Annotated in this window: 9 protein-coding genes; 2 read left to right on the top strand and 7 right to left on the bottom strand. The window is 54.8% G+C overall.

What is annotated here, in order from left to right; genetic code table 11:
- Window positions 1–25: 25 nt before the first annotated feature.
- The 5 genes from rodZ to N7268_RS16035 form a co-directional block, all read right to left on the bottom strand.
- Entirely contained in the window at window positions 26–1,027 is a 1,002-nt protein-coding gene (rodZ, locus tag N7268_RS16055) for a cytoskeleton protein RodZ (RefSeq protein WP_260863679.1), read from the bottom strand.
- 283 nt (window positions 1,028–1,310) lie between these two features.
- Window positions 1,311–2,477 (bottom strand): bifunctional tRNA (adenosine(37)-C2)-methyltransferase TrmG/ribosomal RNA large subunit methyltransferase RlmN, encoded by a 1,167-nt coding sequence (locus N7268_RS16050; protein WP_137384795.1) that lies wholly within the window; start codon window positions 2,475–2,477, stop codon window positions 1,311–1,313.
- A gap of 194 nt (window positions 2,478–2,671) precedes the next feature.
- Window positions 2,672–3,103 carry a nucleoside-diphosphate kinase gene (gene ndk, locus N7268_RS16045; RefSeq protein ID WP_003037710.1) on the bottom strand — a complete coding sequence of 144 codons (432 nt, stop codon included), beginning with the start codon at window positions 3,101–3,103 and terminating at the stop codon, window positions 2,672–2,674.
- Window positions 3,104–3,251: 148 nt separating this feature from the next.
- The gene (gene pbpC / locus N7268_RS16040; protein WP_260863678.1) at window positions 3,252–5,564 is read right to left on the bottom strand and encodes a peptidoglycan glycosyltransferase PbpC; all 2,313 of its coding nucleotides are present in this window, start codon (window positions 5,562–5,564) and stop codon (window positions 3,252–3,254) included.
- Window positions 5,565–10,496, bottom strand: a complete 4,932-nt coding sequence (locus N7268_RS16035; RefSeq protein ID WP_260863677.1) for an alpha-2-macroglobulin family protein — start codon at window positions 10,494–10,496, stop codon at window positions 5,565–5,567.
- Between the two features lie 206 nt (window positions 10,497–10,702).
- Between N7268_RS16035 and sseA the strand changes: the two genes are divergently transcribed.
- Together sseA and timP are read left to right on the top strand one after the other, a co-directional pair.
- A complete protein-coding gene (gene sseA / locus N7268_RS16030) occupies window positions 10,703–11,554 on the top strand; it encodes a 3-mercaptopyruvate sulfurtransferase (RefSeq protein WP_260863676.1) in 852 nt (283 codons plus the stop codon).
- Between the two features lie 338 nt (window positions 11,555–11,892).
- A complete protein-coding gene (gene timP, locus N7268_RS25220; RefSeq protein ID WP_409929199.1) occupies window positions 11,893–12,021 on the top strand; it encodes a small toxic inner membrane protein TimP in 129 nt (42 codons plus the stop codon).
- Between the two features lie 36 nt (window positions 12,022–12,057).
- Here the strand turns inward: timP and sseB are convergent, their stop codons facing one another.
- Window positions 12,058–12,834 carry an enhanced serine sensitivity protein SseB gene (sseB, locus tag N7268_RS16025; RefSeq protein ID WP_198903335.1) on the bottom strand — a complete coding sequence of 259 codons (777 nt, stop codon included), beginning with the start codon at window positions 12,832–12,834 and terminating at the stop codon, window positions 12,058–12,060.
- A gap of 70 nt (window positions 12,835–12,904) precedes the next feature.
- Window positions 12,905–14,188, bottom strand: coding sequence for an aminopeptidase PepB (gene pepB, locus N7268_RS16020; protein ID WP_198903334.1), 1,284 nt, complete (start codon window positions 14,186–14,188; stop codon window positions 12,905–12,907).
- Window positions 14,189–14,228: the final 40 nt, after the last annotated feature.

The raw sequence follows: 14,228 nt of genomic DNA, 5'->3' as shown, positions 1-14,228 counted from the left end.
AAAAAATCTCCCGCATTGCCGTCTGTTACTGAGCCGGTGATTGTTCGGCATTTACGGTCAGACGCGCAACCTGGTTAGTTCTGATAAAACGACTCAGATCGACAGGTTTACCCTGGTACTGAATCTGCACTGCCGCCGGAGCACCAATTTTCAGTTTGTACGGTGCCTGGCCGGTAAGATTTAAATTGCCATCTTTACGTTGCATGCCGCTAAACAGTTTTTTACCGGTCGCATCCGTCACTTCCAACCAGCAGTCAGCGGTAAAATTCATTACCAGCGCGTTAGGATCAGTGGCTGGCGTTGTCACACCGGCCTGGTCAGTCGGCAACGGTGCCGCTGGCGCTGGCGTCGTTGCGGGTGCTGTGGTCGCTGTATCAACATTTGCCTGAGAAGGTGCCACAACCGCATTCTGTTGAGCCTCTGCGGTAGGGGCCGGCGTCGTTGTGGCATCTGGCGTTTGCGTGGCGTCAGCCATCGCACCCGCTTGCGGTGCCGGGGTGTTATCCAGGCTTGCCGTAGCGCTGGTATCCGGCGCTACGCTCTGCGCATTATCTTTACCGGCGTTCAGTTCAGCGGTGGACTGATCGGCCATCGTGGTGATCTCTTCCTGCTGCGCCTTATGGTTCTGCCACCACCATGCGCCTGTCAGGCCGACAACAACAAACAGCACCAGCCAGGTAAAGGTCATTAACCAACCGTCGCGTTTTTTACGACGTTTACCCAGCGAGAAACTCTGCATAGGCGCAACTTTGGCAGGGCGAATCGGAGCCTGTTTTTCCAGCCCTGGTAACAGTTCTTCTTCAGGAATATGCACCAGACGCGCATAAGAACGGATATACCCGCGCAGGAATGTTGAAGCGAGATCGGCTGGCGCCTTATCTTCTTCAATATCACGTACCGTGGAAACCTTCAGGCACAGTCGCTCCGCGACCGCCTGCTGGCTGAATCCGAGTTGTTCACGGGCATTGCGCAGACGAACGCCAGTGGTAAGTGCTTCATTTTTGTCGTGCGTGGCTTCAGTATTCATTCGCTACAGCTGCGTAAATTGGGGTTCTGATGCCGGCGAGCCACAATGCTCACCCACACCGCGAAACATCTGGTCAATTAACCTTGGTCAGACAGTATAAAACGGTCAGACTCTCTATGACAAAACAGCATAAACCTGAGGGCTAAACGCTTGTTGTGCCGCTACATACTGCCTTAAAGTCGACAAAAACGCACCGTTATTATTGACCCGGCGGCGACAACTCAGCCCCTCATATAACTTATATCGCACTACAGTACATGAATTATACCGTAGTGCGCCAACATCAAACGGTCTTGATGTCGATTGCGTCACCCTGCATGCGCTTACGCAGAGTACGCTTGGTACGGTCAATGACGTCGCCAGCCAGTTGGCCGCAAGCAGCATCAATGTCATCCCCACGGGTTTTGCGCACAATGGTCGTGAAACCATAGCTCATCAACACTTTGGAGAAACGATCGATACGGCTATTGGAGCTACGGCCATACGGCGCGCCAGGGAACGGGTTCCATGGGATCAGGTTAATCTTGCACGGCGTATCTTTCAGCAGCTCAGCCAACTGATGCGCATGCTCGGTACCGTCGTTGATGTGATCCAACATGACATACTCGATCGTCACGCGTCCCTGGTTCGCATTGGATTTCTCCAGATAACGACGAACAGCCCCCAGGAAGGTTTCGATATTGTACTTTTTGTTAATCGGCACAATCTCGTCACGGATTTCATCGTTCGGCGCATGCAAAGAGATCGCCAGCGCAACGTCAATCATATCGCCCAGTTTATCCAGCGCAGGGACAACGCCTGAGGTGGACAGCGTCACGCGGCGTTTGGAAAGACCAAAACCGAAGTCATCAAGCATGATTTCCATTGCCGGGACCACGTTAGTCAGGTTGAGCAACGGCTCGCCCATGCCCATCATCACCACGTTGGTGATAGGACGCACGCCCGTTGCTTTTACCGCACCGACGATCTTCGCCGCACGCCAGACCTGGCCAATAATTTCCGATACCCGCAGGTTACGGTTAAAACCCTGCTGAGCCGTAGAACAGAATTTACACTCCAGCGCACAACCGACCTGTGAAGAAACACACAGCGTCGCGCGGTCATCTTCCGGGATATAAACCGTTTCTACGCGCTGATCGCCTACCGCGATAGCCCATTTGATGGTGCCATCCGATGAACGCTGTTCTTCAACCACTTCCGGTGCGCGAATTTCAGCGACTTCCTTCAGCTTGTTGCGCAGCACTTTATTGATGTCAGTCATGTCATCAAAATTGTCGCTGCAATAGTGATACATCCACTTCATGACCTGATCGGCACGAAACGGTTTTTCGCCCATCTCTTTGAAGAATTCGCGCATCTGCTGACGGTTCAGATCCAGCAGGTTAATTTTTCCATTTTTATTTGGAACCGCAGCAATGACGACTTCAGAGGTGTTAACTAATTCAGACATAATGTTTTCCGGCCTCGTTGTTACACGTTATGGCCCGTGGAGGGTTAAAAAGAAACGCCCCGGCAAGCGGTCTGCTCTTCCGGGGCGTTGCATTGTACAAAGTCTGGCGCAGGGATGCCACGTTTGCACGAAGCATTAACGAAAATAATATGTAAATCGTCAATTCGTCCCCGCGGCGCGAAAGACGCGGGAGATTAACGCGTGCGCGGGCAAACCTCGCCTTCACCGAAGAAGTAGGCGATTTCACGCGCTGCAGACTCAACGGAGTCAGAACCGTGGGTACCGTTTTCGGTGAAGCTGTCAGCGTAGTCTGCGCGCAGCGTACCCGCCAGCGCATTCGCCGGATTGGTTGCGCCCAGCAGATCGCGATGACGCTGAACGGCATTTTCGCTTTCCAGCACGGAAACCACGATCGGGCCGGAGGTCATGAATTCAACCAGACCGTCAAAGAACGGCTTACCATCGTGTTCGGCGTAGAAGCCACGCGCCTGTTCAACGGTCAGGTGCAGCATTTTAGTACCGACAATTTTGAACCCTGCTGCTTCAAAGCGCGCAAAGATGCTTCCAATAACGTTTTTTGCCACCGCGTTTGGTTTGATGATGGAAAAAGTACGTTCAATAGCCATGATAACCTCTGTAATGTGTTCTGTTGTTGTCTATATATCTGTACGACCTGGCGCGGATTATAAAGAGCATCCCGGCAATTGACTATTGATGAAGATAACATTTCTTTAAAATAAGATGATTTCTGGCAACAAATGATGTCAAACGGGTCTACTGCAAAGAAAATCTCACCGTCGCAACCTGCCCGGCAGCATCCATCACCAGCAGTTGGTATTCTCCCGTTACCGCCAGTCGCAGGGTTAGGCGAGCCCCACGTTCTTCCAGCCGCTCACCATTAAGAAACCACCAGCGCTCGCCTGTTCCACCGCTGGTTTGCACTGGCAATGCAGCTTCCGGTGAACCGGGTAAGCGTTTCACAATCGCGCCATCACGCACGCCTGTCAACTGGAGTGGTAAAGACGCGTCCTGTCCCAGCGGAGGGCACGTTGTCGATACGGGCGGTAATCTTGCACTCCGACGCTCTGACACGGGCAGCCACGGCTCCAGCGGCAACGGCCAGACAATTAATGTATGTTCGCGCGCCTGGGCACAATCTGCTGCAACGCGTTTTCCCACATCATCCAGCCAGACCGGGAAACGAATACCACTAATGCCTTCCTGTTCAGGCAACAACAGCGTAGGCGGCTGGCTGCCATCCAGTAACCAGGTCGCTAATCGGCGACGACAGTTACTGTCTCCGGCGGGAAGAGATTGCCCGCCCGGCCAACATACGACACCGCGAGTCACCGAATCGGGACGTGGGTCTTCTGGCTGATCGGTCCCACGCGCCAGCAGAATATTATTAATCTGATTAAGCAAAGGTACGGCGCTGGCAAAACCAAATTGCCCGACGACCGGCGTGCCGTCGGGACGGCCTGTCCAGATGCCAATCACGTAACGTGCGTTAACGCCAATCGCCCACGCATCGCGATAGCCGTAGCTGGTACCTGTTTTCCACGCCAGCGGAGCCACTCTGCTCAGCGCGTTATCCGGCAGCGGTTGTGCCTCATCAGCCATCACCCGGCGAATAATCCACGCAGCGCCAGGAGACATCAAGGGACGCTCCAGTAGCGGGTCGTCCGGCTGTAAACGCAGTTTTGCCGCTTTTCCATGGCGCGCAAATGCGCTGTACGCCGCGGCCATATCCTCAAGCTTTGCTCCTGCTCCGCCGAGAATCAGCGAAAGATTCGGCGCTGACCCCGCGGGCAAATACAACGGTAAGCCGACGTTTCGCAACGATGCCGCAAAACGCTTTGGTCCATAGGCTTCAAGTACCTGTACGGCGGGTAAATTTAGCGACCGCACCAGTGCTTCGCTCATGCTTACCGGCCCATGAAAACCGCTATCAAAATTCCCCGGCCGATAATCTCCGGTACGTCGCGGCACATCCTGTAAAAGGGAAGCGGGATGGATCAATCCGTCATCCAGCGCCAGCCCATAGACAAACGGTTTAAGCACCGATCCCGGTGAGCGAATCGCACTCACCATATCCACATGACCAAAACGGGTGTCGTCATTCATATCGACCGACCCCACCCAGCCACGCACGCTCATATCGGTATGGTCCACCACAATCATCGCCAGAGAACTGCGCGACGGAAGCCGTCCTTTCCAGTTTTGCGCCAGTTCTTCCAGTTGGCGTTGCAATCCGGCGTCCAGCGTGGTCAGGATTTTGTCACTGTGGCTTTTGCTCAACATCATGCGTGAGAACAACGGCGCTAGCTGCGGCATCTGCCTCGGCGCCAGCCAGACGGGTTCTTCACGAGACTCCTGCACCTGTTTGACGGACCAGATCCCCTGCATCACCATACGCTCAAGCACTTTGTTGCGTGCCGCTTCGGCGCGATCCGGCCAGCGATCCGGGCGCAAGCGGCTCGGCGCCTGTGGCAGTACAGCCAGTAATGCCGCCTCAGAATAACTGAGTTGGGCGGGGGGTTTGCCAAGATATGCCCAGCTTGCCGCGCCAACGCCCTGAAGCGTGCCGCCGAAAGGAGCACGGTTGAGGTACAGCGTCAGGATGTCGCGTTTCGGGAGATGCCATTCAAGCTGGAGTGCGCGCCAGAGCTGGCGGAATTTGCCGCCAAAGGTACGTGGATGTGGGTCAAGTAATCTTGCTACCTGCATGGTGAGCGTACTGCCGCCCGAAACCACGCGCCCGGAGGAGAGGTCCTGCCACGCGGCGCGAATAACGGAAAACGGATTCACGCCGGGATGCTTCCAGAACCAACGGTCTTCGTAGTTGATCAGCGCATCAAGGTAACGGGGCGAGACCTCATCAACCGTCACCGGATAGCGCCAGATCCCGTCCGCATCGGCAAACCGCCATAGCGGTGTGCCATCGCGCGCCACCACAACACGTGCGGGATTCACTTCATGAAGCGGCAGCGGCCAGATTTTGTCTGCCGCCCAGAGTGCCGCTATCACGAAAAAGGGGGCGGCAGCCAGCCAGATCCAGCCGCCGCGTTGACTAACCCAATGCCTCATTTACGGTGCGACAATCAGTGGTCCCTCTGCCGTTCCCGTAGCGCGCCATTGCGGAACATACATGGACTCCACCTGCGGAACAGGGATCTGGTAAGTCCCCGGCGTGACCGCGCGAGCCAGATACACCAGAGTGACCGGTTGGCCTTCATTGACGGCTACCGCAGCAACAAAGCGGTCGTCACGGAATTCAACATGCTGAATATCCGCCTGCTGCATTTGGTTAAGCAGATTCTGCACGTCACTACCGCTGTCCTGCAGGCTGGCACTGCCGTTGGCCAGATTTTGGTTTTCCAGCTCCAGTCCGGCAGGTAGCAAATCAACCACCAGCGCATCCGGCACATTCTGGCTGGCTTTCACCGTCAGCCAGACCAGTACCAGTTCACCGCTGCGTAAAGACGCGAGTGATTTACTTTGTCCGTCAGTACCCAGCACCTGGCGCTCAATACTCAGCACGTTGCTGGCAGGCATCGGCGAGGTTTGCGGGTAACCACTCACATCCAGGCGCAGCCACAACGGCAGGTTACCCGTGTTGGTTACTGCCAGCGTCGAGAGTTGATCGGCATCCAGGTTACGGGTTTGTGATTTCTCGCCAGCCAGCGGCTGTTCGGAAAGTGAGGTCTGCGCCTGCCATGTTCCCGGTAAATCCTGGAGCGTACGCGCGGCGAGGAACAGCGCGTTATTTTCCTGAGTGGAGAGCCAGCGCTGACCAAAAGCCTGTTCCGACAGCGTGTTCAGCAGCGTATTTTGCACATCGGGTTTAAGTTTATTTTCTTCCAGCAAAGCCAGCATCAGCGCGTTATCGCGCAGTTGGCTACCGTAATCCGCCATCCACTGTTGCGCATCACGACGTGGGGTATTGAGCGCCAACGTCAGCGCCTGCTCACTGCGGTTTGCATCGCCCATATTCTTCAGCGCAATCCCCAGTTGCAACAGCGGCAATCCCGATGCGGCCTGAGCACGACGCTCCCAAATCTCGCGCAATGCGCCAAGCGGGGCTTTTTGCTGGCGAGCCAGCACCAACGCAGCATATGCCTGCACAGCAAACCGACTTGCCGCCGTGTCATCGCTATAACGAATCGACATCATGCCCGGATCCTGCAAATAGCGCAGTAACCGCTCATTGCCCCGATTAATCACCTCTACCGGAACGCTATAACCCTGCTCGTTAGCCCGGACGAGGAAATCCATCACATACGCGCTCAGCCAGTACTCTTCTGGTCCGTTTTTATCCCACAGAGCGAAACCGCCGTTGTCACGCTGCATTTGCAATAACCGGGAAATACCGATCTCGACTGCGGCACGGCGTTTCTCATCACTATCACCCACAATACCTAACGCCTTCAATTGAGCGGCATTGGTATACAACGACGGGAACAAGCCACTTGCCGTTTGTTCAAGACAACCATAAGGATAGGCTTTCAGCTCGCGGATATAACGCGCCAGATTCAGCGGGGGCTTGCCGCTGAACAGCAATTGCCCCTGCATTGTCACCGGCGAGAATGGCGCCAGCTCTGGGTGCGGGATCTGCCACGTTTCGCCAGGCTGTAGCGCCACGCCATTATTGATGGTTTGCGCCGGGAATGCCGGACGTACGCCAATCTTCCATTGCTTGTGTTGATCCGCGAATGCTTCACCTGGTAATGACAGGCCGCTGATAACCGCCTGAATCTCGCCATCGCCAAACCCTTCCAATGCCCGCACAGGAATAAACAGTGTGGTGCGAACGCCAGGCGCCAGATTCACTGGCTCAGGATCCTGACCAATCAGCGCCAGCAGCCCACTGGCAGCAAGCTTAATATTCAGCGTCTGCGGTTTGTCAGTCAGATTGGTCACATCCAGCGTCAGGCGCGAGGTATCCCCCCCGGCTAAAAAGCGCGGCATGTTCAGTTCAGCAATCACCGGCGCGGCGACAATCACTTTACTTTCGCTGCTGCCAAAGTCATCTGCCGTCCAGGCCTGCGCCATTACCCGCAACTCGCCGTTAAAATCACCAATCGGTAACGTCACCGTACCTTCGCCCTGCTCGTTGAGCGTGACCGGCAGCGCCTGTTGCGCCACGATATTGACGTGATTCACCGGTGGTTTGCCGCCGCGTTTTAACGCATCGCCATCGCCACCAAAACGCAGCGCGGCCAGACGCCCTTGCCCTTCAATGACCTGGCCGTAAATATCATAAATATCCGCACCATAGCGTTTCTGCCCAAAAAACGCCTGCCACGGATCCGGGGTGGCGTAGTCGGTAATATTCAACACCCCGCTGTCCACAGCGGATACCAGCACATTAACCTGTTTTGGCACGTCGCCATTTTTAACGCTGGCTTTAATCTTAACCGTCAGCGGCTGATTCGGACGCATTTTGGCCGGGCTTTCCAGCGTCATATCGAGGCGACGGTTTTCATCACCGAGCGGTAAATGCAGGAGTCCAACCGCACGTTTAGGTGTCGCAGCACGAGATTTATCGCCAGGACGCACAACCAAAGCACTGAGATACAGGTCGTGTCGATTCCAGGTTTTATCTACAGGGATAGAGAGATCCAGGCCGTCTGCAGGCACATCGATTTCCTGCCACCACAGCGGGCCTTCGCTGGACTCCACCATCGCATAGCCTTTACCTGCCGCAGGTGCCGCAATGTGTAGCTTCATGGTATCGCCAGGCCGATACGTAGGTTTATCCAGTTTCAGGGTGACGCGATCGGGACGCACTGCGCCACTGCCATCGCTGTTATCCTGCCAACTGTATCCAGCCCAGAAACGCACACTACTCACCGTATCGTTCGGTGCTTTGACTTCCAGACGGTAAGCGCCCCACTCGACCGGGAAGCTGACCTTACCCGTTTCATCGGCCTTAAGATCCAGTGTCTGCTCACCTTCAACCAGATCTTTTTGATCAAACTGCGATTTCCAGCCCTCATCTTCGGACCAGTTCCAGTAGTAATCCCGACGCTCGCGAATCAAACGCACCTGCAAACCGGAGACCGCATTTTTCACACCGCTAGCATCGGCGTAGACAATATCGAATGCGGCGTTGCTGTCTTCATCAACAATGGGTTGATTAACGGTGGTATCGGTACGGTAGTCATAGACGGCTTTTGCAGCAAACTGCGGGCGAATCCCCGGCAGAGTATCTGCAGGCCAGATCGCCTGCTCTACCCGACGCGTCACCGGACGTCCACCTGACTCCAGCAGACTGGCCTGCAAAATGACCTGCAAAGGTGAGTGCGCTTCCTGCCATTGGCTGTTAGCGGTGACTTCACCACGGCCATTTTCATCCAGCGTGAGTTGCACTTCATCCAGACTACGGGAGAGGTTTTCTTCCGCTATATTGCCAAACTGGAATCCCGGCAATGCCGCGACCGCTTCTCGCTGTGGCCGCAGGAAAAGCTGGCCCTGCAGGGCGTTACCATTCGCCGGAGCGCCATACAAATAGTAACCCACAACCGAAAACGTCACGTTGTCGGTCGGCGTAATCGGCGTCTTGCTTGCGCTGAGATTAAGCGCCATCCGCTCCGGCATAAAATCTTCAACGTGGAAATCCCACATCCGCGACTGGTTGTCGCCGGTGTTTGCCCGAATATGCCACATGCCGGTGGGCGCACCGCTATCCAGCGTCCAGTTAAAGCGGTATAAACCGTTCTCTGGCTGGCTCACAACCGAGCGCAACACCTGCCCGTCGGGTTTCACGATGTCCAGTTTCACCGGTTGATCGGGCAGCGTTTTACCGTCGCTGTCGCGCAACAGCCCGTTGAGGATCACCGTTTCACCAGGACGATAAAGATCGCGCGGGCCAAACATGAAGAACTGCTTGCTGTACCCCGGCGCACCGGCGATATCAAATTCAGCCAGATCCAGCGCAGGCAATTTCAGATCCAACAGTGTCGTTTGTCCGTCCTTACGTGCCAGCAATAAGGCCGCTTCTTGATCCGTTTCAAGCTTCACGTGTCCCTGAGCATCACTGGTCGCCTGCGCCAGCGTCTGTCCTTTCTCATTCAGCAATGTGACATCAATGCCTTGCTGAGCTGCGCCATTTTCCAGGCTCTGAGTAAAGACATCCAACTGGTTGTGATAACGGTGCGCGGAAACGCCAATATCGCTGAGCGTGAACAACGTGGCGGCATTGCTGTAGTTGTAATGCCCGGCCTGATTCATCACCGCAACGTAAACGCCCGCCTGCTGTAACGGTTTGATCTCTGCCAGCGGCAGCATCAGTTTCTCGCGGGTATTGCGCGCAGGATTGAGGTCAAAGCGCCCGGTATAGACCAGATCGGCCATCTTCAGAAGATTGTCGGATTCCCAGTTCGACAGCGAGTTACGGTATTCCCACTGGCTGACAAACGCACCAAGCGATTCTGGTTTCACGCGAAAGAAGTTCACATCGACGCTATCGACGTTCAGCGCCATCACCGGCAGGCCTTCGATCACTTTGCCCGGCAGCAGAGAGCCACGGCTGGCGAACCCGACACTCGGCTGAACATCTCGCGTGGTGATATTTTTTTCAAACTCGCGGCCAAACGTCGCCTTATTGAGCGCCAGTAAACCATGCTCAACGGTCACCACCAGTTCACGGTTCGGTTCCAGATGACGTAAACGCAGCTCTTTTAAATTGGGCGCTAACTCCCAGGCGCCATCCACTTTGCCGCTTTTTTTATCGACAACGTGCAGGACGCGGGAAAAATCCTGTTCAGGATCGAGTGGGATGGAGAAGGTCAGCACTAACGTCGCCGCACCATCGAGCTGAACTTCTGAGGCGTCCAGTAACGTGAGCGGTTTCCCCTGGCTTTGCTGGGTTAACTTCTGTAATTGAGCCTGATCTTTTGCAGGGGCGGTCTGCGGTGCAGGCGCATCATTCTTTGCAGCCGTTGATGGCTTATCATTATTATCGCACCCCACCAGCGCCAACATCAGCATGCAGGCTGCTACGCGTATAGGTTTCATTTTTCATCCCTGGCCATCGTGGCCTGTTCGCTACGTAGAACAACTATTATGCGTGAGATTTCAGGTTGTGGAAGCCAGTAGCAAGCCTGCATTGTCTTAATTTTCGTGATTAATGTGCATCAGCCTGACAAATCAGCCTCTTTTACTTGTCCCTTTGGATCAAACATCCGACAATTTGGCGAAACCTGGTAAAAATGGAGATGCCTATGACTACCGCCTTCTTTGTCGCTGCCGACTGGCTTGTCGAACATATTGACGATCCGGAAATACAAATTCTTGATGCCCGGATGGCACCGCCAGGACAGGAAGATCGCGATGTCGGCGAAGAATATCGTGCAGGCCATATTCCTGGCGCTCTTTTTTTTGATATCGAAGCGCTCTCTGACCACACCTCACCCTTACCGCATATGATGCCACGTCCGGAGGCTTTCGCCGTCGCCATGCGCGAATTAGGGGTTCATCAGGATAAACACCTGGTTGTCTACGATGACGGTAACCTGTTTTCCGCCCCGCGCGCATGGTGGATGCTGCGTACATTCGGCGTGGAAAATGTTTCTATTCTGGCGGGAGGTCTGGCAGGCTGGCAGCGCGATGAACTCCCGCTGCAGACAGGCATCGTCGAGTTACCCGAAGGCGATTTTGACGCCACGTTTACAGCAGAAGCTGTCGTACGTGTCACCGATGTGTTGCTGGCCAGCCATGAAAAAACGGCACAGATCGTGGATGCTCGCCCGGCAGCCCGTTTCAATGCGCAGGTTGATGAACCGCGCCCGGGCCTGAAGCGTGGTCATGTTCCCGGTGCGTTAAACGTACCGTGGACGGAACTGGTGCATGACGGTGAGCTGAAAACGACCGATGAGCTGGATGCCATCTTCTTTAGCCACGGTGTGAGCTTTGACAGGCCGATTATCGCCAGCTGCGGCTCCGGTGTGACTGCTGCGGTCGTCGTACTGGCGCTTGCCACTCTCGATGTTCCCAACGTGTCACTGTATGACGGCGCGTGGAGTGAATGGGGTGCGCGCAACGATTTACCGATAGAACCGGCTGAAGCTAAATAAAATCTGATTTACTCGCCTGTTTCATCCATAAAAAAACCGCTCGAATGAGCGGTTTTTTTATGCTGGTCCAGTTCGCGGCCTTCCCAGCGGGCTATGTTGCCATAGTAACGCAGACACACCGTAGTGAACGAATAATCACTTTTCATGCGGATTATGTCAAGTTAATTAGCTGAGAAACTATTCAATGTTTGGGGTATTATTTTCCCCGGCCCTTTTCGCCGCCTCGCAAGCGGGACTGGTTTCGGAAAAGGTCATTCCATGGCCGTAGGCGCAGGCACACCGTAGTGCTTGCTATCACGGCATTATCGCCAGTGGTGCTGTCGTGATGCGGTCTTCGCATGGACCGCACAATGAAGATACGGTACGTCTGTATCGTGCTTGTTGTTTCTGGTGCGTTGTGTCTTCACGGAGATCGGAGTGACTCAGGTAACTCTGTCACCATGACGCTCAGCACCCAGGGCAGGTAAGCCAGGTAGCCGCCCTTCGGGGCGGCTTTCCTTGAGTCAGATAATCCGATTCTGTTTAAAATCGCGCAGGAAACCGCCCCAGCGGCGCTCGTAAAAGGGGGCGATGTGCTCGGTAATAAAGTGGCTTACCCCCTTCTCACCTTTCTTCACCTGACAGATATCGATGGGTTCATCACCCGGTAACGTGTCGGTTGCGACACTACCAGCGGCATGAATGATCTCTTCAATGTCGCCATCCGCTTCAATACCAATCAGCAGATTCGGCTGGGCATCCGCACTCTCTTTAATTGAGCAAAGGAATGCACGCTTAACCGGCTTAATGGTTTTGAATAGCGTGGTGAGTGAGTCAACCATCTGCGCCGGCGGTTCTGCCACTTCGGAGAGGATTAACGATTCCCCGCCTTCCAGCACTTCCTGGGTACTCAGCGGGTTTCCCTCATCTCCCATCAGCAGGCTGATTTCACGCGGCATGAACTCTTTGCCGGTTGGCAGCTTCGCATTAAGGAACAGTGTTTCGCCCAGGGTCATTTCAAACAGCGTGCGCACTGGCATGACGACAAATGCCTGTTCATCTTCAACCGCCTGCTGCAAAGCTTCAAGGGAGGTAAAAAACGGGATCACGGTCGTGCCGTCTTCTTTTTCCCAGTGCTGCAAATCCAGCGCGCTGTCTTCGACCACAGCCTCACCTTCTGCGGCGGTGCCCGGTACCCAGACGGTAGATTCCAGTAAAGTGCGGAAAAATGCCGGACGATGCGCAGGCTCTGTCGCGGCTTGTTCCAGCAGCGTTTCTAATTCGTTTTTTGTTTCAGACATAAGAACCACAAATTGGATGAGTGCGTGTAGGCCGGATAAGCAAAGCGCTATCCGGCGATACAGTCATGAATTACGCGGTCAGCAGGTTAGCGATGGTGCGCACACCCAGCCCCGTTGCGCCTGCGGACCACTGCTCCACCGGCGCTTTACGGTAGGTTGCAGAACAGTCGATGTGCAGCCAGCCTTGCTGATAATTTTCCACAAAGTGCGACAGGAAGCCCGCTGCGGTGCTCGCGCCCGCAGGATAAGCGGCACTGCCGGTGTTATTCAGCTCTGCAAAATTGGACGGCAGTTGGTTACGGTGGAATTCCGCCAGCGGCAAGCGCCAGAACAGTTCATTCTCTTCAGCAGCGCTTGCCAGCAGACGGGCAGCTAATGCGTCATCAAAGCTGAACAGCGCGTGGTAATCGTTACCCAATGCGGTTTTCGCCGCACCGGTCAGCGTAGCGGCATCAATAATCAGTTCCGGCTTCTGGGCACTGGCGTCAATCAGACCATCGGCCAGAACCAGACGCCCTTCCGCATCCGTATTCATGACTTCAACGTTTTTGCCGTTACGATAGTGAATGATATCGCCCAGTTTAAATGCGTTACCGCTAATCAGGTTATCCGCACAGCACAGATACAGCTTCACACGCTTGTTCAAACCACGTGTGATCGCAAACGCCAGCGCACCCGTCACCGTTGCCGCACCGCCCATATCGGATTTCATCGAGTCCATAAATGCGCTTTGTTTGATACTGTAACCGCCGGAGTCAAAGGTGATCCCTTTGCCGACCAGGCAGGCGTAAACCGGCGCTTCTTTATCGCCGGTCGGGTTGTAATCCAGCGCCAACAATACTGGCGGACGCTCAGAACCACGGCCTACGGTATGCAGCCCCATATAATTCTGCTCACGCAGATCTTCACCTTTGGTAATGCGGTAAGAAACATTATCACAAGCCACACCGCACAGCAGATCGACCGCACGTTGCGCCAGCTGTTCCGGGCCCAGTTCTTCTGCCGGAGCATTGATGGTATCGCGTACCCAATCAATGATTTTAAGACGGTTATCCAGTTCCTGCTTCTGCGCGTCGTCCAGCGCTGCCCACTCTACTTTACGGCTGCCCTTCGGCCCTTTGTAGCCCTGCCAGAATGCCCAACTGCGGTCTGTATCCCAGCCTTCTCCGTCCAGTTGGACATGTTTAATGCCCAGGCCGTCAATTTTGCGCGCGGCGCGTTGAATCAATCCCAGATCATCTTTACCTGTAAGGTGCAGGGTAATGCCGTCATTATTAATACTGTATGTCGCTTTTTCACCCCAGCGCGCGTCAGCAGGCTGTGTAGAGAGCGTAATTTTCATGGCTTCTGTCATTTTATTTATCCTTATTAGCAAACGGGCCGCCTTTTGGCAG

It is taken from the genome of Citrobacter sp. Marseille-Q6884 (assembly GCF_945906775.1).
Lineage (GTDB): Bacteria > Pseudomonadota > Gammaproteobacteria > Enterobacterales > Enterobacteriaceae > Citrobacter.
This window is presented reverse-complemented; position numbering and strand designations above follow the sequence as displayed.